Source organism: Pelomonas sp. Root1444, assembly GCF_001426885.1.
Lineage (GTDB): Bacteria > Pseudomonadota > Gammaproteobacteria > Burkholderiales > Burkholderiaceae_C > Pelomonas.
This window is the reverse complement of the sequence record NZ_LMFP01000001.1, coordinates 605168-629710: the sequence shown is the minus strand read 5'-3', so window position 1 is coordinate 629710 and position 24543 is coordinate 605168. Positions and strand designations below refer to the sequence as shown.

The 24543-nt window shown below is 64.9% G+C and carries 26 protein-coding genes; 13 read left to right on the top strand and 13 right to left on the bottom strand.

From position 1 onward, the window contains the following. Positions 1-78 precede the first annotated feature (78 nt). From ASD35_RS02790 to ASD35_RS02765, 6 genes are all read left to right on the top strand, one after another. The gene (locus ASD35_RS02790; protein WP_056873417.1) at positions 79-1005 is read left to right on the top strand and encodes a glyoxylate/hydroxypyruvate reductase A; all 927 of its coding nucleotides are present in this window, start codon (positions 79-81) and stop codon (positions 1003-1005) included. A 6-nt stretch (positions 1006-1011) separates the two neighbouring features. Continuing rightward, positions 1012-2187 carry a M20 aminoacylase family protein gene (locus tag ASD35_RS02785; RefSeq protein WP_056873367.1) on the top strand — a complete coding sequence of 392 codons (1176 nt, stop codon included), beginning with the start codon at positions 1012-1014 and terminating at the stop codon, positions 2185-2187. Between the two features lie 8 nt (positions 2188-2195). Beyond that, entirely contained in the window at positions 2196-3611 is a 1416-nt protein-coding gene (gene thrC, locus ASD35_RS02780; RefSeq protein WP_056873366.1) for a threonine synthase, read from the top strand. Between the two features lie 8 nt (positions 3612-3619). Continuing rightward, positions 3620-4579, top strand: coding sequence for a homoserine kinase (locus ASD35_RS02775; protein ID WP_056873365.1), 960 nt, complete (start codon positions 3620-3622; stop codon positions 4577-4579). Positions 4580-4704: 125 nt separating this feature from the next. Continuing rightward, complete coding sequence (locus ASD35_RS02770; RefSeq protein WP_056873364.1) at positions 4705-5796, top strand: porin; 1092 nt, start codon at positions 4705-4707, stop codon at positions 5794-5796. Positions 5797-5890: 94 nt separating this feature from the next. Next, on the top strand, positions 5891-6766 hold the full coding sequence (locus ASD35_RS02765; protein WP_056873363.1) for a GNAT family N-acetyltransferase: 876 nt from the start codon (positions 5891-5893) through the stop codon (positions 6764-6766). Positions 6767-7059: 293 nt separating this feature from the next. On the opposite strand, the gene ASD35_RS02760 is transcribed toward ASD35_RS02765, so the two are convergent. Then, positions 7060-7392 carry a YnfA family protein gene (locus ASD35_RS02760; RefSeq protein ID WP_056873362.1) on the bottom strand — a complete coding sequence of 111 codons (333 nt, stop codon included), beginning with the start codon at positions 7390-7392 and terminating at the stop codon, positions 7060-7062. 744 nt (positions 7393-8136) lie between these two features. On the opposite strand from ASD35_RS02760, the gene ASD35_RS02755 reads away from it, so the two are divergent. Next, positions 8137-8592, top strand: coding sequence for a helix-turn-helix domain-containing protein (locus tag ASD35_RS02755; RefSeq protein WP_056873361.1), 456 nt, complete (start codon positions 8137-8139; stop codon positions 8590-8592). Positions 8593-8630: 38 nt separating this feature from the next. On the opposite strand, the gene ASD35_RS02750 is transcribed toward ASD35_RS02755, so the two are convergent. The 5 genes from ASD35_RS02750 to ASD35_RS26360 all read right to left on the bottom strand — a co-directional run bounded on the left by ASD35_RS02750 (position 8631) and on the right by ASD35_RS26360 (position 13074). Beyond that, positions 8631-9434: a sulfite exporter TauE/SafE family protein gene (locus tag ASD35_RS02750; protein ID WP_056873360.1), complete on the bottom strand. Its 804-nt coding sequence runs from the start codon at positions 9432-9434 to the stop codon at positions 8631-8633. 32 nt (positions 9435-9466) lie between these two features. After that, complete coding sequence (locus ASD35_RS02745; protein WP_056873359.1) at positions 9467-9832, bottom strand: transposase; 366 nt, start codon at positions 9830-9832, stop codon at positions 9467-9469. A gap of 187 nt (positions 9833-10019) precedes the next feature. Further along, positions 10020-10994, bottom strand: a complete 975-nt coding sequence (locus tag ASD35_RS02740) for a cupin domain-containing protein (RefSeq protein WP_056873358.1) — start codon at positions 10992-10994, stop codon at positions 10020-10022. 20 nt (positions 10995-11014) lie between these two features. Next, positions 11015-12010, bottom strand: a complete 996-nt coding sequence (gene pdxA / locus ASD35_RS02735) for a 4-hydroxythreonine-4-phosphate dehydrogenase PdxA (RefSeq protein WP_056873357.1) — start codon at positions 12008-12010, stop codon at positions 11015-11017. Then, positions 12007-13074 (bottom strand): four-carbon acid sugar kinase family protein, encoded by a 1068-nt coding sequence (locus ASD35_RS26360; RefSeq protein WP_082579838.1) that lies wholly within the window; start codon positions 13072-13074, stop codon positions 12007-12009. The genes pdxA and ASD35_RS26360 overlap by 4 nt, the downstream gene beginning before the upstream one ends. Positions 13075-13149: 75 nt before the next feature. Between ASD35_RS26360 and ASD35_RS02725 the strand changes: the two genes are divergently transcribed. From ASD35_RS02725 to ASD35_RS02720, 3 genes are read left to right on the top strand one after another with little or no spacing between them, the layout of a single operon-like run. Next, positions 13150-14040, top strand: coding sequence for a LysR family transcriptional regulator (locus tag ASD35_RS02725; protein ID WP_056873355.1), 891 nt, complete (start codon positions 13150-13152; stop codon positions 14038-14040). Then, positions 13992-14258 carry a Tn3 family transposase gene (locus ASD35_RS28475; protein ID WP_157275318.1) on the top strand — a complete coding sequence of 89 codons (267 nt, stop codon included), beginning with the start codon at positions 13992-13994 and terminating at the stop codon, positions 14256-14258. The genes ASD35_RS02725 and ASD35_RS28475 overlap by 49 nt, the downstream gene beginning before the upstream one ends. Continuing rightward, complete coding sequence (locus ASD35_RS02720; protein WP_056873354.1) at positions 14233-14466, top strand: DUF4238 domain-containing protein; 234 nt, start codon at positions 14233-14235, stop codon at positions 14464-14466. The genes ASD35_RS28475 and ASD35_RS02720 overlap by 26 nt, the downstream gene beginning before the upstream one ends. A 222-nt stretch (positions 14467-14688) precedes the next feature. Here the strand turns inward: ASD35_RS02720 and ASD35_RS02715 are convergent, their stop codons facing one another. The 4 genes from ASD35_RS02715 to ASD35_RS02700 are packed head-to-tail and all read right to left on the bottom strand — an operon-like array spanning position 14689 to position 18377. Further along, entirely contained in the window at positions 14689-15966 is a 1278-nt protein-coding gene (locus tag ASD35_RS02715; RefSeq protein ID WP_056873353.1) for an FAD-binding oxidoreductase, read from the bottom strand. A 43-nt stretch (positions 15967-16009) separates the two neighbouring features. Continuing rightward, positions 16010-16891 carry a GNAT family N-acetyltransferase gene (locus ASD35_RS02710; RefSeq protein WP_056873352.1) on the bottom strand — a complete coding sequence of 294 codons (882 nt, stop codon included), beginning with the start codon at positions 16889-16891 and terminating at the stop codon, positions 16010-16012. Next, positions 16888-17295 (bottom strand): RidA family protein, encoded by a 408-nt coding sequence (locus ASD35_RS02705; protein WP_056873351.1) that lies wholly within the window; start codon positions 17293-17295, stop codon positions 16888-16890. Before ASD35_RS02705 ends, ASD35_RS02710 begins: the two co-directional genes overlap by 4 nt. After that, on the bottom strand, positions 17292-18377 hold the full coding sequence (locus ASD35_RS02700; protein WP_082579837.1) for a DSD1 family PLP-dependent enzyme: 1086 nt from the start codon (positions 18375-18377) through the stop codon (positions 17292-17294). Before ASD35_RS02700 ends, ASD35_RS02705 begins: the two co-directional genes overlap by 4 nt. A gap of 220 nt (positions 18378-18597) precedes the next feature. Here ASD35_RS02700 and ASD35_RS02695 point away from each other — a divergent pair, with 220 nt between their 5' ends. After that, positions 18598-19521 carry a LysR family transcriptional regulator gene (locus ASD35_RS02695; protein ID WP_056873349.1) on the top strand — a complete coding sequence of 308 codons (924 nt, stop codon included), beginning with the start codon at positions 18598-18600 and terminating at the stop codon, positions 19519-19521. 551 nt (positions 19522-20072) lie between these two features. On the opposite strand, the gene ASD35_RS28470 is transcribed toward ASD35_RS02695, so the two are convergent. Both ASD35_RS28470 and ASD35_RS28465 read right to left on the bottom strand, forming a co-directional pair. After that, positions 20073-20288: a DUF4926 domain-containing protein gene (locus tag ASD35_RS28470; RefSeq protein WP_056873348.1), complete on the bottom strand. Its 216-nt coding sequence runs from the start codon at positions 20286-20288 to the stop codon at positions 20073-20075. Position 20289: 1 nt separating this feature from the next. Further along, positions 20290-21408 carry a 50S ribosome-binding protein YggL gene (locus ASD35_RS28465; RefSeq protein WP_369819186.1) on the bottom strand — a complete coding sequence of 373 codons (1119 nt, stop codon included), beginning with the start codon at positions 21406-21408 and terminating at the stop codon, positions 20290-20292. Between the two features lie 239 nt (positions 21409-21647). On the opposite strand from ASD35_RS28465, the gene ASD35_RS27755 reads away from it, so the two are divergent. Both ASD35_RS27755 and ASD35_RS02670 read left to right on the top strand, forming a co-directional pair. Beyond that, the gene (locus ASD35_RS27755; RefSeq protein ID WP_200955998.1) at positions 21648-22526 is read left to right on the top strand and encodes a hypothetical protein; all 879 of its coding nucleotides are present in this window, start codon (positions 21648-21650) and stop codon (positions 22524-22526) included. Positions 22527-22555: 29 nt separating this feature from the next. Next, on the top strand, positions 22556-23314 hold the full coding sequence (locus ASD35_RS02670; protein ID WP_082579834.1) for a thermonuclease family protein: 759 nt from the start codon (positions 22556-22558) through the stop codon (positions 23312-23314). Between the two features lie 633 nt (positions 23315-23947). Here the strand turns inward: ASD35_RS02670 and ASD35_RS28460 are convergent. After that, positions 23948-24439 carry an H-NS histone family protein gene (locus tag ASD35_RS28460; RefSeq protein WP_082579833.1) on the bottom strand — a complete coding sequence of 164 codons (492 nt, stop codon included), beginning with the start codon at positions 24437-24439 and terminating at the stop codon, positions 23948-23950. Positions 24440-24543 lie beyond the last annotated feature (104 nt).

The window sequence follows — 24543 nt, the reverse complement described above, 5'->3', positions numbered from 1 at the left end:
CCCGTCCCTTCTCGCACTCTGCGATGCCCTCGCGAAGAGGCTGGACTGCAAGAGTTGGGTCGACAACCCGGACGAATGATGGCCTTCCTGTACAAAGCCGACGCCGTGCGCGGGGCGGAGTGGGCTCGCTTGTTCGCCGTCAAGGCGCCTGACATGCCGTTCCATATCTGGCCGGACACCGGCGACGCGGAGGACGTGCGCTACCTGGCCGCCTGGCTGCCGCCCGCGGACATCGAGAACCGGTTCCCCCGGCTCGAGATTCTGTTCTCGACCGGCGCCGGCATCGACCAGTTCGACCTCGCGGCGCTGCCGCCTGGACTGCCCGTGGTGCGTCTGGCCGAACCGGGTGTCGTCGCCGGCATGGTGGAGTACGCCACGATGGCTGTGCTGGCGCTGCACCGCGACTTGCCGGTCTACATCCGCCAGCAGCGCGAGGCTCGCTGGGCTGCGCACCGCGTCATTCCTGCGACGCAACGCCGTGTCGGCGTGCTCGGCCTGGGCGTACTCGGTCGTGCAGTGCTGGAGCGGTTGCGCGCCTTCGGCTTCCCGCTCGCCGGCTGGAGCCGCACGCGGCACGAGGTCGATGGCGTGACGTGCTATGCGGGAGACGACGAACTGCCGGCGATGCTGGCCCGCACCGAGATCCTCGTGTGCCTGCTGCCACTGACGGCACAAACGCGCGGCATCCTTGACGCGGCGCTGTTCCGGCAACTGCCCCGGGGCGCCTCGCTGGTGCATGCCGGCCGGGGCGCACAACTCGATCACCAGGCGCTGCTCGATGCGCTCGACGAAGGCTGGTTGTCGGGCGCGGTTATCGACGTCACTGACCCGGAGCCTTTGCCGGGCAACCATCCCTACTGGACGCATCCGAAGATCCTGCTCACGCCGCACGTCGCAAGCATGACGCAGCCGGAGACAGCGGTGGAGCAGGTGCTCGACAACATCCGCCGCCACCAGGCAGGCCTGCCGTTGGTCGGGCTGGTTGATCGTTCGCGAGGTTATTGAGCCGCCATGAACGAGAACATCAACGACCTGCTGCCGGCGCTGATTGCGTTGCGGCGTGACCTGCACGCCCACCCGGAGCTTGCCTACGAAGAACGGCGCACGTCCGGCGTGGTGGCCGAGGCGCTGCGTCAGGCCGGCCTGGAGGTGCACGAGGGCATCGCCGGTACGGGCGTGGTCGGCGTGCTGCGCCGGGGCCACTCGCCGCGCATGGTTGGTCTGCGGGCCGACATGGACGCGCTGCCCATGCGCGAGCAAGCCGAACACCGCCACGTCAGCAGGCACCCTGGCGTACACCACGGCTGCGGTCACGACGGCCATACCGCGATGCTGCTGGGGGCGGCGCAACAACTGGCGCGAGCCGGCGGCTTCGATGGCAGCATCGCGTTCATTTTTCAGCCGGCCGAAGAAGGGAGAGGCGGTGCTCGCGAGATGGTGCAGCAGGGCTTGTTCGATCGATTCCCCTGCGAATCCGTGTACGCGCTGCACAACTGGCCGGACCTGCCGGCCGGCACGGCGGCGACCCGGGCCGGGCCCATCATGGCTGCGGCGGACCGTTTCGATATCGTGCTGCGCGGGCGCGGCGGCCACGCGGCACAGCCTGATCGCACACCCGACGTGGTGCTCGCGGCCAGCGAGCTGGTCACACAGCTGCACACCATCGTGTCGCGCCGCATTCCGCCGACGCAGAACGCGGTGCTCTCGGTCACGCGCATCAGCGGCGGTCAGTCGCACAACGTGCTGCCGGCGGCGGTGGAGCTGACCGGCACGGTACGCAGTTTCGACACGTCGGTGCAGGACACGATCGAACAAGCCATTCGCGACATCTCCGCCGGCGTCGCACGCGCCAGCGGCGCCGCCGTCGAGGTCGAGTACACGCGCTACTACCCGGCCACGATCAATCACCCCGAGCCCGTGCAGCTCGCACTGGAAGCGGCGCGCCGTGCCGGCCTGGACGCCCAAACGGCGCCGGCGCCGGCTTTCACGTCGGAAGACTTCGCATTCATGCTGCAGCAGCGGCCGGGGGCCTACCTGTGGCTCGGCCAGCGTGGCGCAGTTCATTCGGCTGCGCTGCACCATCCGTCGTACGACTTCAACGACGACGTGCTGGCCTGCGGCATGCGCTGGTTCGTGGCCGTGGCCCGGCTGGCGTTGCACGCCACCCATTTCCCGCCCAAGCAATGAGGCCTTCGATGCGCTACCTGTCTACCCGGGGCGATCCGGCCCGCAAGAGATTCTGCGAGATCCTCCTTGAGGGACTCGCGCCTGACGGCGGGCTGTATCTGCCCGAGCGATACCCGCAGGTCGATACCGCGACGCTCGACAAGTGGCGCCGGCTCGCGTATCCCGAACTCGCTTTCGAAGTCCTGTCGCTGTACGTCGACGACATACCGCTCGCCGATCTGAAAGCGCTCTGCGCAAAGACGTACACGCAGGAGGTCTTCGGCACGCAGGAGATCGCGCCGCTGAAAAGGCTCGAAGACGGCCTCTGCCTCGAAGCGCTGTCCAACGGCCCCACGCTCGCCTTCAAGGACATGGCGATGCAACTGCTGGGCAACCTGTTCGAGTACGAACTCGCGCGTCGCGGCGAAGAACTGAACATCCTGGGCGCGACCTCGGGGGACACCGGCAGCGCTGCCGAATACGCGATGAAGGGCAAGAAGGGTGTGCGCGTCTTCATGACCTCGCCGCATGGCCGCATGAGCCCGTTCCAGCAGGCGCAGATGTTCAGCCTGCAGGACGCCAACATCCACAACCTCGCGATCGAGGGCGTTTTCGACGATTGCCAGGACATCGTCAAGGCGGTGTCCAACGACCTCGAGTTCAAGCGCAAGCACAAGATCGGCACTGTCAACTCGATCAACTGGGCGCGCCTCCTGGCCCAGGTGGTGTACTACTTCGCCGGCTACTTCCAGGCGACGAAGAGCAACGCCGAGAAGGTGAGCTTCGCCGTCCCGTCGGGCAACTTCGGCAACATCTGCGCCGGCCATGTGGCGCGCATGATGGGCCTGCCCATCGACAAGCTCGTGCTCGCCACGAACGAGAACGACGTGCTCGACGAGTTCTTCCGCACCGGCGTTTATCGGGTCCGCGGCAGCGCCGACACCTACGAGACCTCCAGTCCGTCGATGGACATCTCCAAGGCCAGCAACTTCGAGCGTTTCGTGTTCGACCTGCTCGGCCGCGATGCGGGAACGGTCAAGCGCTTGTTCGGCGAGGAGCTCGCGAAGAGCGGCTGCTTCGACCTGAGTGCCGACCCTGCGTTCGCGCTGGCGCACACGCGCTACGGGTTCGTCAGCGCCAAGAGCACGCACGTCGATCGGGTGGCCACCATCCGCGACGCGCACCAGCGTTTCGGCGTGACGATCGACACCCACACGGCCGACGGCCTGAAGGTGGCGCGCCACTTCGTGCGACCCGGTGTGCCAATGATCGTGCTGGAGACGGCGCTGCCGATCAAGTTCGCCGCGACCATCGTGGAAGCGCTGGGTCACGAGCCCGACCGGCCCGTCCAGTTCGACGGCATCGAAGACCTGCCCAAGCGCGTGACGGTGCTCCCGGCCGACGCGGCGCAGGTCAAGGCCTTCGTCGTTGCACACCTGACCTGATTTGCAGCATGGCTGTCTTCACTGAAATTCCGTTCGAAGAAGCTGCCGCCTTCCTGCGTCGGTTGGGGCTCGGCGAGTTGCGGGCCATGGCGCCCTGCCATGGCGGCATCGAGAACACCAACTACTTCGTCGACACGGGTCGCGGCAAATACGTGCTGACGCTGTTCGAGCGTCTGACTTCGGAACAATTGCCGTTCTACCTGCACTTGATGCAGCACCTGGCCACCCGCGGCGTTCCGGTGCCCGGGCCGGCGCCAGATGCCGATGGCCGCATCCTGCACCTTCTGAGGGGCAAGCCGGCCGCAGTGGTGGACAGGTTGCGCGGGAAGAATGAGCTGGCGCCCGATGCCCGGCACTGCGGCGCAGTGGGCGAAATGCTGGCTCGAATGCACCTGGCCGGCAGGGACTACGCCGGTCACCAACTCAACCTGCGCGGCCTGCCTTGGTGGACGGGAACCGTGCCGACTTTGCTGCCGTACGTCGGCGACGATCAGCGCAGTCTGCTGCTGGACGAACTGGCCTTCCAGACACGGATGGCCGCATCGCCCGACTATGCAGCCCTCCCGCGCGGGCCGATACACGCCGACCTGTTTCGCGACAACGTGCTGTTCGAGGACGGCCGCCTGAGCGGCTTCCTCGACTTCTACTTCGCGGGGTGTGACACCTACCTGTTCGACATCGGGGTCTGTCTCAACGACTGGTCTGTGGACCTGGGCAGCGGAAGCGCCGATGTCGTGCGACGGGCAGCGTTCCTGGCAGCTTACGAGTCGGTGCGCCCGCTCGTACCTGAAGAACGTCGGCTGTTGCCTGCCCTGGAGCGGGCGGCGGCCTTGCGCTTCTGGTTATCGCGACTCCGGGACCACCACATCCCGCGCGACGCCGCCGTCCTGAAGGCTCACGATCCCAGCCACTTCGAACGTGTTCTGCGCCAGCGCGTGAGCACTGCCGCCAGTGCGGAAACTTTCTAGGAAGACTTGGGGCCAACCTGTGCCCTGACGACCCACCACGAGAACCACCCAAGATTTCCACGTCTCGCTGAGAGGCTAATTTGAGGAAATACGGGCCGCCGGCCCGTTCAAGTTCGAACGCACGCTTGCCTCAGGCCCGCCGCTGGGGGTTCATTCAAGCGCTTGTCCACATCAACCAGGAGTACTTTTTGAAGAACTGCAATCACTCGCGCGCCGCGCTACTCGCCATCCTGTCGTGCGCCTGCTTCGGGGCTTCGGCCCAATCTTCGGTCACGGTTTACGGCGTCGCCGACGCGTACCTGCAAATCGGCAGTGGAGGTCGAGGCAGCACGAAGACGCTTCAGTCTGGAGGCCTGCAAGGCTCGCGTGTCGGCTTCAGGGGAACCGAGGATCTGGGCGGTGGCCTCAAGGCGCTGTTTCAACTGGAGTCAGGGCTGGCCCTGGACACCGGCACGGTGACGCAAGGCGGGACTTTCTGGGGCCGCCAGGCCTATGTCGGGCTGAGCGGTGACTTCGGCACGACAACTGCTGGCCGTCAATACTCGCCGCTCTTCGTCGCCATTGATACCGTGGATCCGTTCGGTACCGGCTTGGGCAGCGTCTACTCCAGCGGGATAGTGACTACGTTGGGCGGAACACGCGTCAACAATTCCATCATCTATTCGAGCCCCAAGGTCCAGGGCTTCTCCGGCAAGCTGCTTGCTGCCGCCGGCGAAAATGTCACCGGTCGTTCGTTGGGCGCAGATGTGCGGTACTCAACTGAAAAGTTCGTAGTGGCCATGACCTTTACGCAGCAAGACCGCTTCGCCCCAGGAACTGTCAAGGGCTCGTCCACGCTGGTTTCCGGCATGTACGACTTCGGGGCCTTCAAGCTCATGGGCGTCGCTCAGAGCGTGAAGCATGCGAATCTCCTGGCCGTCAATGACGACCGGGAAGAGTTCTTCGCTGGTGTGCAAGTACCGGTCGCCACAGGCACCATCAAGGCGGTCTATGGCGGCGGCAAGGTCAAGAATGTCGCAGGCACCAAGGCATCCGAATTCAGTCTCGGCTATGACCACGCCCTGTCCAAGCGAACGACCCTCTACGTTCTGGGATCCAAGATAGACAACGGTGCGCTCACCGCCTTCACAACGGCCGGTGCCACGGGTAGCGGTCCTAGCACCGCTACCGGGCACGACGTCAAGGCGCTGCAGATTGGCATGCGCCACCGCTTCTGATTCCTGCATACGTGGGTGCCTCCGTGAGGTTGCGGTGGTGCCCAACCATTTCCGCAGGTGCGAAGCACCGTAAAGAGAATTCTTCACTGAACCCATGACCGCCACCGCGCCCCGACCCAGCAACGACGACACCGACGACGTGGTGTTGGTTCCTTTTGCCAACGAACACCTGGAAGGCGCGCTGCGGCTCTCGCGGGAGATGTCCTGGCCCTATCGGCTGGAGGACTGGGCCTTCGCGCTCGAGCTTGGCCGGGGCTTCGTGCTCCGCAACAGTGCCGGCGCCGTGATCGCGACTGCGGCCTGGTGGGCCTACGGCGAGGACCAAGCATCAACCGGGATGATCATCGTTGCCAAGGCTGCCCAAGGCCGGGGCTACGGTGCCCGGCTAATGGATGCCCTGCTGACCGCGGCGCACCCGAGGACCATCACGCTGAACTCGACGCCAGAAGGCCAGGCGCTCTATGAAAGGCGAGGCTTTGTTCGCGTGGGTGTCATCCAACAGCATCAAGGTATCCCCGCTGAGCGCCACCAAGCGCCACCGGTCAGTCTGGTCCGGGCGATGGCGCCATCGGATATCGAGGCGGTCATGCGGCTGGACCGGCAGGCCACGGGGTGGACCAGGCGGCAGATGCTGGGTCGGCTCATCCAGGTTGGTGAAGGCAACGTGCTCGTGCGTGATGGCGCCCCGTGCGGCTATGCCATTTCACGAATGTTCGGCCGAGGGCACGTCATCGGTCCTGTGGTTGCCGAAAGTGCGGCCGATGCGCGCGCCTTGATCGAAGCCGCGCTCGCACGTCTGGGGCAGGTTTTCGTCCGCGTCGACACCGATGCCACCTCACAGCTCGGGGACTGGCTCGAAAGCATCGGACTGAGCCAGGTCAGCGACGCCACCACCATGGTCAAGGGAACGCGGCCCGCGGCGGAGGGGCCAGCACGCGTGTTCGCGCTGGCCAACCAGTCGTTCAACTGAGGCCCTGTTCTGCCAATAGCTGAACAGCATCGGTAGGCGTTCTCAAGGATGGAATCGGCGTGGGGATGAAATGCACATCCCTGCGCGGCCGACCTGGCGCGACGTCTTCAAGGGATGCCCGGGAACGCCGCTGCCCGCCTACGCCTCGCAGTAGGAACAGATTGCCAGCAAGGCGCCGCTGGCGCGGGACCGAACGAACCGACGTGTCGGTGCTGCGGGCATCGCCGCGCGGCGTAAGCGTCCGGCGAAGACATCTTGACCCGGCACCCTGGTGCTCCGAGCCGCCGTAGGCGTCACGCGCTGCGTGGCCCGAACATGATGATGGCCATCCCCGCCAAGCTGACCGCAACCCCCACCCAGTCGGACATCGAGGGCCGCACGTTGTCGACCAGCATCAGCCACACCACGGCCACGCCGATGTACACGCCACCATAGGCCGCGTAGACGCGCCCTGAAGCGGTTGGATGAAGCGAGAGCAGCCAGGCAAACAGCGCCAGACTCGCAGCCGCCGGGATGAGCAGCCAGAGGGTCTTGCCTTGCTTCAGCCACAGGTAGGGAAGGTAGCAGCCGACGATTTCCGCGACGGCGGTGACGACGAACAGCGCCAGGGTCTTCAGAAGTTCCATCCATGAATTTTGGTCGTACCCCTTGCCCCTCAAGCCACTTGAGGTTCTACCTTTGCGATGTGGGCGTTGTGCCCAAGCATCGGAGACGGACATGAGACCTTGGAAGGCTGTTTTGGGCGCCGGCGTCGGCTTGGGCGCGGCGTGCGCCGCATGTTGTGCGGTCCCGCTTCTGGGAGGTGCCGCAGCGCTGATGGCGGGCACCACAGCGCTTGCAGCCGCCGGCTCCGCGTTGCTGGCCTGCGCTGATGAACTGGCGCCCCTTGGAGCCGGGCTGCTTGGGTTGGCTGCGGCGGTGGGCGCCGTGGTCTGGTGGAGGCGCCGCGCTCGGCGTCAGGCTCAATCAACTGTCGGCTGCGGAGGGAATTGCCATGCAAGTCGCGGCTGACGTACCCATCGCCTGCACCTTGTCCTCTGCCGAGTTGCCTGAGCGGCTGGCCTGGATACGGCAATTCACAGCGCAGAGGCTGATGGCGCACCGCCTGGAAGGGACGACCTTGCACCTGACCTATGCGCGCGATGCTCGGGCGGAGCTGGAGCGCATCGTCGACGGTGAACGGCAATGCTGCGGCTTCCTTCGCTTTGACCTCCAAGACACCCCAGGCGCCATCGAGCTGACCATTGAGGCCCCTGCTGAAGCCGGTGCCGATGCACAGTGGCTGTTTGACCAGTTCCTCCGAAGCCGGTTGCCGCGAAGGCGTGTGGCTGCTCGCCGGGCGCGTGCGGGTGAATGGCTAGGATGGCGGCATGAGCGCAAGACTCTCCATCGGGCTTGTTGCCCGGCGCACCGGTGCAACGGTGCCCACGGTCCGGTACTACGAGGACATCGGGCTTCTGCCGCCCGCCACGAGAACCGAGGCCGGCCAGCGTAGCTATGACGAGGCCACCATCCGGCGCCTGGTCTTCATCCGCCGCTGCCGAGACTTCGGCTTCTCCATCGAGCAGGTGCGGGAGCTGGTCGGGCTCGTCGATGAGCCCGACCGCCCGTGCGCCGAAGTTCGCGACATCGCTGCCGCCCACCTCGCGCAGGTACGGCAGAAGCTTGAAGAACTGAAGGCGCTCGAAGCCAGCTTGAGCACGTTCGTCTGCAGCTGCGACACCGCCTGTTCAGGCGGCCCGGCCGTCGACTGCACCATCCTGGAGGACTTGGCCTTGCCGGCAGACAAGGCCCAGGTTGTGCGCACAGCAAGTTGCTGCGGATAGCGGGCAAGCGCCAAGGCCAGGTCGTCGGAACTGGGCGGCTACTTGTGCCGCCAGACCTTCACAGCCGACACGACCAGGATGGCGGCAAGCGCCGGCAGCAGTACGTCGTTCGGAACCACGCCAAGCAGTTGCCCACCAAGCGCCGCGCCGACGACTGAGCCGACAGCCATGGCGAGCACGAAGCGTCGGTTGTGGCGCAGCACCTCGAAGGCGCTGTCCCGACTGAAGCGGATGAAGCCGACCACCATCGTCGGCAGGCTGATGGCCACCGACAGACTTCCAGCGAGCTTGATGTCTGCGCCGAAGAGAAGGATGAGGGTGGGGATGAGGAGCTCGCCACCCGCCACGCCCATCACTGCAGCGACGACGCCGATGACGAACCCGGCTACGAGGCCGACCACGACCTGGGCCGGGCCATGCAGCAACGGGCCATCCGAGTGGACGCCATGCGCGAACACCAGCACCACCGCGATGGCGAGCAGCATGATGCTGATGACCTGGTAGAGCCGGCGGTTGCTCAGCTTGGTTGCCCATCCCGCACCAAGCCAAGCTCCGACCAGGCTGCCGCCCAGCAGGTTGACGATGCTGGGCCAGTTGGCAGCAATCTCGTGCGCAGGCACGGTGCCCATGCGGAAGAACAAGGCGCTGGTGACCACGATGAGGCTCATGGCCTTGTTCAGGATGACCGCGTGAAGCGCGACGAAGCCGAACAGGCCAATGAGGATGGGCAGACGGAACTCGGCGCCGCCCAACCCGATGAGCCCGCCCAGGATGCCGACGGCAGCACCGGCAAGGGAGGCGCTCAGGATGCGTTGCGGGCTCTCAGCAATGATGGTCGCCATGGACCAAGATTGTGAAGTGCCCTGAGGTTCCTCTACCTCGCCCAACGATGCGGCAGCACCTCGCCGATGCGACTGGCCGAGTGCGTGGGCATCGCTGACAGCGGCCACTCAACATTGACGCAGACTTGGCCGCGCCGCAGCTCGATGCGCACGTCGGCGCGTGGCGCAGGTATCGGCGCCGTTAGCGCCACGGGAACGAACGCCGTCTGCGCGGCGGCGTCATCAGTCAACTTCAGGTCGCGCGCTTCGCGGCGCCATTTGTGGACCAGGTTGGCGTTCAGGCCGTGTGCAAGCACGATGCTTGCGACAGACGCGCCAGGACCGCTGCATTCCGCGAGCACCGCGCGCTTGAGGTCAGCGTCGTGACGGCGTCGCCTTGCCGGCTTGGTGTCTTGCATAGCGTCCACTTAGTTCTTGGTGGACACCATCCTCGGGGGGCGGTCGCCAAATCTCAAGACGGGTTCGCCGGACGCTTACCGAGCACGCCAGTCCGGGTCTTGATGACCTCGGCTTCCGTCACTGTCATGATTGCTCCTGCGTGTTGCGCAATGACTTCACTGACACCCTGGCGGGGGCGCTGTCGTCTTATGCAGTTGCCAGCAACACTTCACAGGCCTCCCCGCCCAAAGCGACCGCGCAGTGCTCGACACCATGCGGTACGACGATGAACTCTCCTGGTTCGACGATCTCTTCACGATCACGAAATTTCATGAGCAGGCATCCCCGGTGAACAAAGAAGAGTTCATCGCCCTGCTGGCGAAAAGACCAGCCAGAAGATCCGTTGAACAAGGCGACCTTGATCTGGGTGTTGTTGACCTGCCCTTCGACCTGGCCGGCAAAGGCGGTTGACAGGCTCTTCTTGTGAATCGGCGAAAGGTGCTTGTTCAGCGCAGCGACGTCGCGAATGATCGCGGCGAGTTGGCTTCGCACGTCCTTCTCCCTGGCCGGGTACTTGCCGTCCAACGCCGCAGTGCCGATTGTGAAACCCGCTGCGCCGGCGTTTTGCACGACTGCAATTCGTTCGGACGTATCGATCGAGCCCGCGATGTAGACCGGCTTGGCCACCGCAGCGCAGACGGCCTTCATCAACTCGGGCACGTTCTGCGCCGAACGGTAGGCCAACAGGTCCAGGCCATGCACGCCATCGTGCCGTGTGATCGTCTTGGCACTTTCGACGATTTCCTCGATGGTGCCCTCGAGCACGCTCGGGTGGCCGGTGATCCGACCCGGAAACGGGAAGTACTGGATGCCGGTGCCCTTGATGATCGGCAGCACATCATCGACCCGCGTGCCACCGAGAAGAACGTCAACGCCGATTTCGGTGGCGGCCTTTGCCGAAACAATCTCGCTTTCACGGTCCAGCGACACGACTTCGAGATAGGACGTTGCACCGCCAGCCTTGATGGCCGCATTGAGTACCTTCAGTTGCTCGAGCGGCAGGCCGATGTCCTTGAACCCGATGTGCCGCACGCCGAGGCTGAGTGCAGTTTCGAGTTGCTGCGAGGCGTCCGGGACCGTGCGGTCGTTGCGCGTCAGCATGAAGATGAAACGTAATCCCATGATGGTGGTTCCTTTCGAGTTCAGTTCGTCTTGAATTGCGCCGCAACGAGGCGCTTCGCGTAGGCAAGCGCCGTTTCCAGGCTTGCGTGGTCTGCAATTCCCTGGCCCGCGATGTCGAACGCAGTACCGTGATCCGGGCTGGTGCGGATGAACGGCAGGCCCAGCGTGATGTTCACGCCTTTCTCCAGGCCGAGATACTTCACCGGGATCAGGCCTTGGTCGTGGTACTGGGCGACGACAACGTCGAACCGACCTTGGCGTGCTTGCATGAAGACCGTGTCGCCCGGATGCGGGCCAGTGGCATCGATGCCCTCGGCTCGGGCGGCGTCGATTGCAGGTCGAATGATCCTGATCTCCTCGTCGCCGAAGAGGCCACCTTCGCCTGCGTGCGGGTTGAGACCCGCCACGGCAACCCTTGGGGTCGGAAAGCCCAGGGCCTTGCCGCCCTCGTGGGCAAGCCGGATCGCGCTCAGCTGGGCGTCGAAATCACCTTGTTGAATGGCTTTTGACAGCGACGTATGGATCGTGACCAGCACCGTGCGTATGTCGTCATTCGCAAGCATCATCGCCACGCGCTTGGCGCCGCCGTAGTCAGCGAGAATTTCCGTATGGCCGGGGTAGCGGACACCCGCGCTGGCCATTGCCTCTTTATTGATCGGCGCCGTGACGATGCCGCTCACGTCAGCGCGCTTCGCTGCGGCGATCGCTGCAACGACGGCGTCGAAGGCGGCCTGCCCCGAGATCGAGCTGATCTGCCCGAGGGGTGGAGGCTCAATGATCCGCGTGGTTTCGATGACTTCAATTGCCCGCGGCTGGAACTGAGCCGCAGCGACTGCATTGATGCATCGCACCTCGACGTTCAATCCAAGCCGGCGCACGATGTCTTGCATGACGACATAGCTGCCGAACACGACGACGCGTTCGCCGCCCTTCGCAAGTGCCTTCGCCACGATCTCCGGCCCGATGCCGGATGCGTCGCCCATCGTGAGGGCAAGCGGGGGAGGGATGTTCTTCATTGTGAATCCTGAGGCAAGGGTTGGACTGCACCACGTATCCGCGCGACAGCGCGCTGCAGCGCGTCGTCACTGCCAAAGCCACCGGCCTTCATGGCGAGGAGGAGCGAACGCCCATCGCCAAGCGTGGCGTGACCCAGTGGGAATCCGGGATCGAGTTCTTGCAGAATCTCGAACTCGCGGACGTTGAGAAGGTCGAGGACTGCTTCCAATGTGTCGCCGCCGGTGGCGATCAATGCGCCGAAGCGTGGGTGCTGAAGCTCTCGTGCTGCGTCTTGTGCGATATGGCGCAGCACCGTAGCGGAGTCCCGCTCACGCGCTTTTGGTGCGCATAACAGCGTAACGCCGTTGATCTGCCGGAGACGATCAGCCTGTATGTGACTTCGCGGATTCGCGCTCCCAATGACGACCAGGACATCGCTGCTGATGCCATCAATCAATGGCGGCAGAGTCGTCGCCGGCACGAAGCGCCGCGACAGGGCTGCAGCCATGCCAGGAGAACCGACCCACAGCACCGACTCCGGATCGTCGATGGACGCAATCTGCGAGTCGAGTTCTTCCTGGGTCACTGCGTCGAGCAACGTGACATTCTTGATGCAGTTCGGGACCAGGTCGGCTAACGCAGAATGCCGCGCGGGATGCACGGGGTCATGGCGATAAGCACTCTGCGAGACCGGGACGCCGTCAACGAACTGAATGCCCCCCACCGTCGTACGGCCAGCTTGAGGAAACGCCGGTGCGAACACCAGTGATTTGCGGCCGCTCGCTGCAAAGCAGGCCTGGAGCTCCTCCGTGATGTGGCCGCGCAGCGTGGAGTCCACTGTTTTATAGAGGACGGCACGGCTGGCCAACTGGACAGTCAATCGAGCGACCCTCTCGGCTGCTTGCGACGAAGTAGCGGACCGCGAACCACTGTCGACTGCGACCACCGCTGCCGCCTGGCGCGGAAGCTCGTGCCTGCCGATTACTGCAGTCCAGCCACGGGCGACGAAAGGTGCTGCGCCATCCGCCGCGCTGGTCAGATCATCGGCGAGGATCGCTATGTCGGGTTGTTGATTGGTGCGCATGCATCAATTATTGAAACCTCGCCCAACCTTGAAAAGCGATAGTTTCTGAAGGAAACCGGTGACATACTGTCACCAGTGGATCGCTCAGACATACCTTCGCTCGACGACCTCCGAGCCTTTGAAGCCACAGCGCGGCTGGGCTCGGTCCGGCTCGCAGCAGACTCGCTTGCGCTCACGCACGGTGCCGTCAGTCGCCGCATCACCAAGCTCGCCAATGACATCGGGGTGGGGTTGTTCGAAAGGAATGGGCGAGGCCTGCGGCTCACCCCGGCGGGCGAGACGCTCAACCTCACCCTCGGCAGGTTCTTCGGCGAGCTGGCTGCCACAGTGCAAAGCCTGCGTGCTACGAACACGGGGAAGACTGCCTTGGTGCTTTCCTGCGAGCCTTCGGTTGCCGTGCGTTGGCTCATTCCTCGGCTGAGTGGTTTCCAGGTGGCGCATCCGAGCATCGCCCTCCACCTCTCCGTGGGTGGAGGGCTTGTGGACTTTCGCAAGCACCATGTCGATCTCGCAATTCGACGACTGGACTTCGCGATGCCCGAGACCTGGAACGTCCGTACCCTTTTTCCCGAGAAGGTTGGCCCTGTCATGAGGCCAGAATGGGTGTCGAGATTCGAACGCGGCGACTATCTCGCCCTCGGGTCGAAGACGCGACCCGACGCGTGGGCGCAATGGCTGAAGAGCCATCGGTCGGCGCCCAAGCCCACGGAGATCCGGTATTACGACAGTCACTCCCTGATCGTCGAAGCTGCGTCTGCAGGCCTGGGTGTTGCCCTGAGTCCGCTCGTACTTGCCGTTGACGATGTGGAAAGGGGGAGCCTGGCGGCACCTGCTGGCTTCGACCCTGACGGCAGTCAGTACGGCTTGATATGGTTGGGGTCGAGCGAGCTGCAAGGCGTGGAGCATGAACTCGCAGAGTGGCTTCAAGTGCAGTTCAGCCGCCAATCCGTGACCTCGCCTCTGTAGTCACGCCGACCAAGTCGGCCACGTACGACAACATCGACAGCCTCTTCAAGGGCACGATCAACTGGAAGCTGATCGAGACCCACTTGCCGATGATGTTCAAGATCGTCCATCAAGCTGGGCCGGCTGACGCTTTCGGCCATCCTGCGCCGCCTCGGCACGCACAGCGAGACCCAAACTCACCGCGGCGGAGGCTTGATCCTGAACGCTTTGCCGATTAGGGATGACCGGGCCGCCACCATGGCTGACAACGGCATCGCGAAGGTGCAACACCACGTGCCTCAGTTCCTGCTCAGGCAGTTCGGCACCGGCCAGAAGGACCAGCTGCACGCTTTCGACAAGGCCACCGGCCGGACCTTTGTCACCAATGCGAAGAACGCCGCGAGCGAGAGCCACTCTACGGCTTCCAGGTTGACGAGACCAAGCTGACCATCAAGCCGGCTCTCTCCACGCTGGAATCGGCCTCCAAGCCGCTGCTGGAGCGGATCGTCAAGGACGAGGGCTCGAAAGTATCGGACTGCGCCAGGTCAGCGACGCCACGGCCACGGTCAAGGGAACACGGCCTGCGGCGGCGAGGCCAGCACGCGTGTTCGTGCTGGCTTCTTGCATTCATTCATGCGTTTCTCCTCGTCGACGTGATGGCCAAAAGGCTCAGGCGAACCTGTCCTTGATCCGGTAACAGGCGCCCACCAGAGGCAGGAACCACGGAGGACCGAAATGCCCCGGGATGGCGGGCCAGGTGAAGTCCTTCCAGGGGTTGAGCTCGGTGCGCCCGTCCATGATCTCGGCCATGACCGTGCCCATCAGCGTCGACATCTGGGTGCCGTGACCGCTGTAGCCCATCGAGTAGTAAATGCCGTTGCGCTCGCCGGCGCGTGGCAGGCGGTCCCGCGTCATGTCCACCATGCCGCCCCAGCAGTAGTCGATGCGCGCGTCGCGCACCTGCGGAAAGACCTGGTGCAAGGCCGCTCGCAGGATGGCGCCGCTCTTCGCGTCGGAGTTCGGGTTGGAGATGGCGAAGCGCGCCCGGCCGCCAAAGAGCAGGCGGTTGTCCGGCGTGGTCCTGAAGTAGTTGACGAGGTTCTTCGTGTCAACAGCCATCCGGCGGCGCGGAAGCAACTGGTCCAGCAAGCCTTGGGGCAGCGGCTCGGTGACGATCAGGAAAGCCCCGACTGGCACGATCCGGCGCCGGATCCAGCCCAGCGGGCCGACGTGCGAAGTGCCGCTGGCCAGCATCACCTGTCTAGCATGGAGCCGGCCCTTGGGTGTGTCGATGAGGTGGCCGCCGCCGGGGTCTGGCCGCAGGCCCGTCATCGGCGTGCGCTCGTGGATCTCGACGCCACGCCGCGCCGCCGCTTCGGCCAGCCCGCGCACGAAGCGCCCGACATGCATGCCGGCGCTCTTGCGGTAAACCAGCCCGCCGTGGAAGCAGTCGGAGCCGACTTCATCGGCCAGGCCCGCGCGGCTGACCATGTGCGTGTCGGGGTCCACGTTGGCAGCAAGCAGTGCCTGGTTGCGCGCCAGCTTGTCGTAGTGCTCGGGCTTGACCGCGAGCTTGATCTTGCCGACCCGGGCGAAGTTGCAATCGATCCGCTCTTCCGCCACCAGGCGCTCGACGGTGTCGACGCCAGCGTCGAAAGCGCGGTAGAGCCGGTCCGCGACATCCTTGCCGAGCCGGGCCGACATGGCGCCGTAGTCCTGCGCAAAGCCGTTGTTGCACATGCCGCCGTTGCGGCCCGATGCCGCGTGGCCGATGCTCTCGGCTTCCAGCAGCACGACGCGCGCGCCCTTCTTGGCCAGCGCCAGCGCGGTCGAGCACCCCGTCAGGCCGCCGCCGATCACGGCGACGTCACAGCGGCCCTCTACCGGCCCCTGGGCGCCGCTCTTGAAGGGCTCCGATGTCTCCAGCCAATAGGACGCCAGCTTCATGCCGACTTCTCGTTCGTCATTGATCGCGGCATCGCGGTGTCTCCTAGTTGAATGACTGGTTGGCCAGGGCGAACACGCGGGCCGGGCCTTGGCGCGGCATGCGAGAGCCGAGCACCATCGTGGTGGCATCACCGACCGACCGCAGGCCGATGGCCTCGAGCCACTCGCCCAGCTGCGAGTCGGCGGGGGTGTCGACGCGGGCGAACACCGGCCCGAGGTCCGCCAACGCGGTCTCGATCAAGGCTCGGGCATCGGCCGGGCCGTCAGCGACAACCGGGCCGATGACATGGCCGCGGCCGAATGGGCGCGAGACGGCGTATCCACATGGCTGGCCCCCACGCAGAAGCACGTAACCCCTGCCCGCCTGGAGGAGCCGATTCAGCATGCGTCGGCGCGACCACCCGGTGGCGTGCTCGTCGAGCTGTGCGATGGCGTCGACGTGCTGCGGCGCCGTGGCCTGGACGACGCCCGCCGATGACCTGTGGCCGCCCTCGGGAATGCCTTGATGCTGGCGGATATCGCCCACGCGGGCGAAGCCGCGCCGCTCATAGAGCACCATGCCTTCGACCGTCGAGTTCAGCACGACGGTGCGCGGTTGCGCCGCCGCCAGCAGCGCATCCATCAATCGCGCCCCATAACCTCGACCCTGGGCGGACTTGGAAACGATGACCATGCCCGCCGACGCGTGCGCCGTACCGTAGGCCCACCAGGCCGCCGTTCCGATGACCTCGGTGCCGCGTTGCAGCACGAAGCCCTGCCCGAGTTCAAGCGCAATGGCCCAGTCCTCCAGCCGGTAGGGCCAGTCCATTTCCTGCGACAACCTCAGGGCGCCTTGCAGGTGCGGCTTGGCGAAGGGAAGCAGGACCACGGCGCCGTCCGAGTGATCCGTGTGATCCGTGGTCGAGGGCGTTGCTGCGGTGTTCATGCGGCGCTGGCTGACGTATCGGCATTGGCCTGGCGTGCCGCGATGGCGTCCACCTCGACCAGGTAGCCGTAGTGCAGTTCGGGCACGGGCACGACGGTGCGCGCCGGGCAGGCGTCCGGCAGCATCGAGGCGTACACCGCGTTGAATCGGGGCCAGTTGGTGACCCCGACGATGTAGGCCGTCACCTTGACCAGATCCTGCGGCTTGCCGCCCGCAGCGCGCAGCACCTCCAGCATGTTCTGGATCGCCTGCCGCGCCTGCGCCTCGAAGCCATCGTCGGCCACCGGCTGCCCGTCGGGCCGGATCGGCAACTGGCCCGACACGAACACCAGCCCTTGCGACACGATGGCCTGCGTGTAGTGGCCAGCCGGCCTGGGCGCCAGGTGAGTCAGCACGTGGTTCATTGCCATCCCCCGAAGCGCGGCCATTCCGCCTCCACGCGGCCTGAGGTGCCGCGAACGACGTGATAGCCCCGGTGCTGGGCGCCCGTGGCGCAGGCATGGTTCGGCAGGATCCGCACGCGGTCGCCGATGGCGAGGTCCGGCAGCAGGCCATCCGAGCCTGGCCGCACCATGAGGATGCCGTGCTCCTGGTTAGCGTCGCCGACGATCAGGTCCGCATAAGGCACACCCGCCATGTCGCAGACCAGTCCGTAGCCTTGATCGACAGCCTGCCGGCGCGTGCCCCGGTCCTGCGACAAGGCCATCCAGCCGGCATCGATCAGGATCCAGCCCTTGTCGCGCTGGTGGCCAATGACCGTGGCCAGCACCGACAGCGCGATGTCGCTGACCTGGCAGACGCCAATGCCCGCCATCACCAGATCAAAGAACACGAACACGCCCGCCCGGACCTCGGTCACGCCGGCGAGATCGGTGGCGTGATGGGCCGTCGGCGTGGAGCCGACACTGACCACGGGGCAAGGCAGGCCGGCGGCGCGAAGGATCGCAGCGGCGTCGACCACGCTGCGCCGCTCGGTCTCGGCACACTGCCGCAAGGCCTCGCTGCCGCTGGCGGCGTAGCTACCCCCGGCATGGGTCAGCACGCCGCGCAGCTCCGCCCCGGCCTCAAGGGCGCGGCCGATGTCGAGCAACCGCTGGGCGTCGTCGGGGCGCACGCCGGAGCGATGGCCGTCGCAGTCGATCTCGATGAGCGCCGGAATGCGCGTGCCTGCGCTGCGTGAAGCCTGGGCGACGGCCTGCGCCTGCTCCACGGTGTCCAGCACCACGGCAACGTCAGCGCCCCGGGCGCGCAAGGCGAGCACCTGCGGCAGCTTCGCCGGCGCAACGCCGACCGCATACAGGATGTCGCGCACGCCGGCTGCGGCGAACTGCTCGGCCTCACGGAGTGTCGACACGGTGGCTGGCCCGGCTGGCGACGTCATCACCCGGCGCGCCACGTCGACGGACTTGCATGTCTTGAGGTGGGGCCGCAGCGTGACCCCGAGGCCGTCGAGCCTGGCCTTCAGGCGGGCGACGTTGCGCTCCATCCGAGTGGCATCAAGGACGAGACAGGGTGTTGCCAGGTCTTCGAGCGTGGTGGCTGTTTCTTCGGCTTGCGCCGCCGTTGCGAATGCTGTGTGAACCAATTTCGTGCCTCCAGTGGTGCCCTGCGTACCGGCATGGGCCGATGAACTGGATCGAATGATGCGGGGGATAGCCGCTAACTACAATTTACGCACCCTGCATGCAACATTAAGGCCAGACTGAATGATCAGCTCAGAGGACTTGCGCTTCTTCAACGTGCTGTCCCGCTCGGCATCGCTCGCCGAAGCGGCCCGGAAGCTGGACGTGACGCCGCCCGCCGTGACCCAGCGCCTGCGAGCGTTGGAAGCGCGGCTCGGCATCCGGCTGATTGATCGCTCGAGCCGCAAGATGACGCTGACCGACGAAGGCGCGCTCGTCGCATCGCACGGCGCGATCGTGGCCGACGCGATGGAGGCCCTCACCGAGGCCTTGTGTGATCGCAAGAACGCCGTCGGCGGGCATCTGCGGGTGGCGGCGCCGCACGGCTTCGGCAGGCTTCACGTAGCGCCGGTGCTCGACGCCTTTGCGCAGGCGCACCCTCGTGTGACGGTGGCGCTGGACTTGTCCGACCATCCGGGCACCCGCCTGGTCGAGAGCAACGACGTCGTTATCCACATCGGCCCGCAGGGCCCGCTTGGCCAGATCGTCACGACGCTGGCGCCCAACCGGCGAATGCTCTGCGCCAGCCCCGCCTATCTCGCCAAGGCCCCGGCCATTCGGTCCCCGGAAGACCTGGCCAGCCACCGCTGCCTTGTCGTCCGGGAGAACGACGAGGACGTGACGCTGTGGCGCTTCACGCACACGTCGCGCGAGCCGGCCACCGTGCGCATCCATCCGACCCTGTGCAGCAACGACGGCGCCGTGGTGCGTGAATGGGCGCTGGCAGGCCAGGGTGTGGCGATCCGGTCGGAGTGGCATGTCGCCGCCGACCTCGCCGCCGGCCACCTCAAGCGCGTGCTGCCTGCCTGGGAAGTGCCGCCTGCGGATGTCGTGGCCCTGCTGGGAACGCGCTTTGGACGCAGCGCGCGCACGACCGCCTTTCTGGCCATGCTGCGCCAGTCGCTGGCACCGCCCCCGTGGAGGCGTCGGCAGGCTCGCTGCCAATGATGGCTGTGATGCTGGGCATGAGGTTCCACGTCCTTGATCCCAGGGACTCATTTCAGGACGCAGTAGCGTGACTCCGCTCTCATCACCTCAGTCACGGCGAGTTCGCACCAGGCTAACTGCAGGGCCGGGCTAAGACGGGTGGCTAACCGTGCGCTCCAGCGGACGGTTAGCCACCCGCTGAGCCTGAACGTTGAGCGGCAGCTTTCTGGAAGCGTGGTTGGCCTGTGCCGACGTCCGCTTCGGGCACGTAGCTGCCGGCCCAGACGGAGGGGCGGCGAAGGCAAAAGGTCACGCTAGGCAGGAGCCGGTCGGCGAGAGCAGTCGTTCGGTGCCTCACCCCCAGCTCGTCGACCCATATCGGGCGGCAGGCATCGGAGATGAAGCAGTCGGTCGAGACTACCGGCGCTGGATGCCCGGTATTCGTTGTCGCCGCTGTTCACGCCTTCGGCGGCGAACGTCTCAGACCAGCCTGGTCCCGACCTTCAAGTAGTGGCTGGCCGGTCGCCAGCGGTTGGCCGTGCCGTGGCGCCGCTTGGGGTTGTAGAACATCTCTATGACTGGCACGCAGCAGCCGCCTCGGCATTTTGAGGTGATGGTTCCAGCTGCTCCTCCGCGACCGTGACGACTGCGATCGTGTCGCCAGCGGGAGTCATGAACTCAGCGTCATAAGCCTCCCCTTGGCCGTGTACATGGACCACGACCCCGTGAGCGCCGACCGTCAGTCCGTCCGACGGCAGCGGCACGTTCAACGGGACGTCGCTATACATTTCACGCACACCGGCCTCCGCGCATTCGTTCGAGCAGGGTTTCAACCTGGCGCAGGCCGTCCTCGCTGTACATCGCCTGCGCCGGCGTGGCGCCATTGAGCTCGGGCAAGGGCTCATTGAGCCAAGCATTCAGCCAAGCCGAAAGGGCAGTCATGTCAACTTCGCCACCGCTTTGGTCGATCATCTGACAGAGCTTGTTCAGCAGCGTCGCTTTGGCCCGAGCGTTTTCAAAGTCGGCGCACTTCAAGACCGGCTTCTTCAGCGCCTCGCTGAATTTGTCCAGCCGATTGAGCCCCGCCTCCGGACCATCATCGTCCGTCCAGCCCGCCTCGGCGGGCGATTTGCTGTAAGCGACGGGCACGCCGTATTCGTAATAAACCTCGTGGATCGCAAACCAAGTCTCTTCATCCGACGGGAATTCGATGACGCGACAGTTCCAGTGACTGGCCGGCGTCGGCCTCGGCCCGGGAGCCGGTAGCTCGGGGCTGGCGCTTGCACGCGCGGCAATCGCCTCCTGCCAGTCTTGCAGACGGCCGAGCTTGACCACCTCGTCGAGCCCAAAGTTCTCAAGCAAGCCGGCCAACAGCGTGAGTCGTTCTGCCTTGTCGAGGCAAAGCTTGCCGTGATCCATTTCCAGGCGACCGGGTAGGCGATTGAGTTTCTCCAGGCCTTCCGGCCCGGTCCACGTCCGGCTTGCACGACCGATGTTCCATCCGTTGATCTCGTCTTCCATATGTGTGTGATGTCTACGGGGAATGGGGCGGCGCACCGGGTGCCTCGTCATACCAGGCGTCCCGCAGGTGTCCGATCTCGGACTTGGCGATGTCGGGCCAGTTGCGAATCCAGCTGTCGAAGGCTTCGCGATCGGCCTCCGTGACACTGCCCCGTCGCGCGGCCACGAAGCCACAGTTGACCCCCCTCCCAGACTCAGCGCGCGCGGCTCGATGACCTGCTCGAGCAGTTGGTCGATGAACCGATCCTGCAGCTCGATCGACGGCGGCGCCTGCCATGTCAGTTCGTAATCGAAGCCCAGGGTCTGGAACTCGCCGATGCGCAGCTTCTTGCGGAGCCGCCGAGAGCGCGTGCGCTTCGGTGGCGGCAGCACGATCAAGTCAGTCATGTCCACTCCAGTTGGTGTCCTGCATCACCGAGCGTGCTCGCGCAGGGGCTCCGCACAGTGGGTGCATTAAGTATCGAATCCATACTGGAGAAGTACGTTAAGTTGTTGATTTACCTGATGTTTATGATGCATCTTGCCGTAGAAGGTGGCGCCCGTCGAGTGTGCGCAGGTCTCACGTGCCTGCGGAGGAGGCGCCTCCGCATAGCCGTGCCGCCAGACATCAAGTCCTCGGAGTCCCCATGCAGATCAAAGATGTGCGACCAGCGTCCTTCGTCAAGCAGATCCGGTGTGATCGCTGCGACCGCCTGGCTGAGGTGGGCGATACGGAACTGGAGTTTCAAGAGTTCGTCAGCATCAACCAGCAGGCAGGCTACGCCTCCATCTTTGGCGATGGCAACCACGTCCAGGTCGACCTGTGCCAGCATTGCCTCAAGGACGTTCTCGGACCGTGGCTGCGGATCGACGACCCGAACGCCAAGAGCCTTGGTCTGTTCGACCTGGATCGGCATGGCGGCGAGTTTCCGAATGCTGCGGACGCTTCGCGGCAAGAGCCGGACGACGTGCAAGTTCAAGAGCGCAGGCCACTCAATGAGCCGCCAGCGCCTCGGCGGCGGTTGTCCTCGCTCCAAGCCTTCTTCGGCCACAGCGTTCGGTTCTACTTCGCGCCGCTGACCGGCGCCGTAAGGGGCATCCGTCGGGAGTACCGACGACTCGAGTGGGCCGAAAGGCAACGCCTGCGGCGCCAGGCCGAGTTCGAGCGGCGCGGCCGAGAGGCCATCAAGCGCTCTATCGCCGCGGGCGACTGGATCCCGGCCGAAGAAGTCATCGGAAAGTTGAGAGCCAAAGTCGATGCAGCTCGAAAGCGCCGCGCCATAGGAATGCTGAGCGGGAAGTTGGATGTACCCGCCAACTTTGATGACCCGCTGCCCGAAGAGGTGCTTCAGGACTTCGAAGGGCGCTTGACGACCGATGCCAAACTGGCCGTGACGACGCGTGCCAAGGACGATCCGGGTTTTGTGGAGGCGCTGCTGAATGAAATGATCGCGTTGGCCGCCAATGGGGAGCCGGAGCTCGCTAAACGGGTGCTGCGCGACTTGATCGTCGGAACCAAGCGTTGAGCGGTCCTTCACCGTTCAGAGGAGAAGTGATGATTGAGCTTGTCCGACTTCTTGCCGTGGTTTGCGCGATGGGCCTTGGCTTTGCGGTGCCGGCATGGGCGGACGAGCCGCTGCACGGTCAGGTCATTGGCGTCGTGGGTGGCGGCGTCATCACGCTGGTCGACGCCCGCCAGCGTGAACACCAGTTGCGCCTGGCCTTCATCGACGCGCCCGAGCGGGGTCAGCCCTTCGCCGATGAAGCGCAATCAGCCCTGTCTGCCATGGTGCTTGGCCGACAAGTGACGGCACAGATTCGCGGGAGGCACCAAGACGGCATCGCCATAGTCGAGGTGGTCGAGCCACATGGCCACGTCGTGAACCTCGAGTTGGTTCGCCGCGGGCTGGCCTGGCGCGACTACTTCGATGCGCAGAACCAGCCCGACCGCGAGCGGTACCAGTCCGCCCTGTCCGAAGCTCAGCGGGCGCGGCAGGGCTTGTGGTCGCAGGATCGCGTGGAGGCGCCTCGGGACTTTCGGGCGCGAGTCAGTCAGCACATGCGCTGGTGGCTGTATGCAGTTGCTGGCCTGGCTGGCTTCACGGTGCTTGGGCTCGTCTTCTCCGTCTATGACAAGCAGATCTCGGCTTGGATCGAACGGCAGGATCAGATCACCAAGGAATCGGCTGAGGCCTACCGCCAGGCGCGCATAAACGCCGAGGCAGAGCAAGCAGAGCGGGACCGGACGCGGGAGATAGGCGATCAGGAGATGGATCGACTCGCGGCCGAGCGCCGGCGTCGAGAGCCCACGTAGCGTTCGCCTACTTCCCTCGTTCGGTCCCTTCCTCCATCGATGACGCGGGAAGGATCATTAACAACGTCCGTCGTGCGGGCCTCCTTCTAATGAAGGGGTCAGTTCTGGATGTCGTCAGGGGGGCCAGTACTGGATGTCACCTGACAGACTACGAGCAGACGCCACTAGCGGGCCCCGGCGTAAGTGGCAGTCACATCCACTGCATCGCGGCCGCCCAGCAGCACGTTACGGCGAGCCTTTTGGTCTTCCAATTCCTCCGGGCTCGCGCAGGTCCCCACCAGCCTATAGACGCTGCCGGACCTGGTCACCACCTCTCCTCCCTCAAACCGATCTATTGGGCTTGTGATCCGGAGCCTAGTCGGCTTTATCCAACCCACGACCAATCGAACGACGCTGTTGTCGTCGTCCACCACCTCCCACACTGACCACGCGTGCAGCGTCGCGACGGAAGGGGACTGCGTGAACCCAATCGGAGCCAGCAATTTCATGCACTGCCCCCCTTTAAGTTGCGACTTTCATGTCAAGTTGCGACTTCAACGCAGGCGTCGGACCTGTGCTCGGACCGACTGGGCATCGCACTTTCGGCATAGGCGGAGGCGCAAAAGCACCAAGGGAAAACACTTATAGAAAGGGTCAAGCTTGGGCCGACGCTTCAGCAGCCTTGGTTCGCGACTTGCGCGGAGGGATTGGCTTCGCCGCAGCACGGCTCTTGGCGGCTGGCTTGGCTGCCACCGCGGGCTTAGCCTTGCCCTTCCTGGGGGCGACAGCCTTGGGCGCCTTCGCATTGCTGGGCGTCGATGGAGTCGACTTGACGATCAGAAAGTCCTCCAGCGCCTTGCCCGCAGCAAGTGCCTGGCGGATCCATTGAGGGCGCTTGCCCATGCCGCCCCAGGTGTTGCCTGCGCTGTCGCCGTACTTCGGCGGTTTAGCAACTTTGGTATTCCTGGTGCCAGGCTTTGCACGTGCCTGTTTCACGCCGCCTGCAGCACTGAACAACTGGTCAGCTGTCAGCCCGTACTTGGCGATGTCCTTGCGTATGCGTGTGACAATTTCAGACTGAATGGCCGCGGCTTCCTTTTGCAGGCGCTCGATCTGGGACAGGATGCTGGTAAGGGACTTGGCCATTTGATGAACTCCAATCGGTTTTGTGATGATGGTGAATGCAGTCACAGGGCGGGACAATACCGCAAACACCGGAGTCGAGAGTGTTGGGGCTGAAACTGCAGATG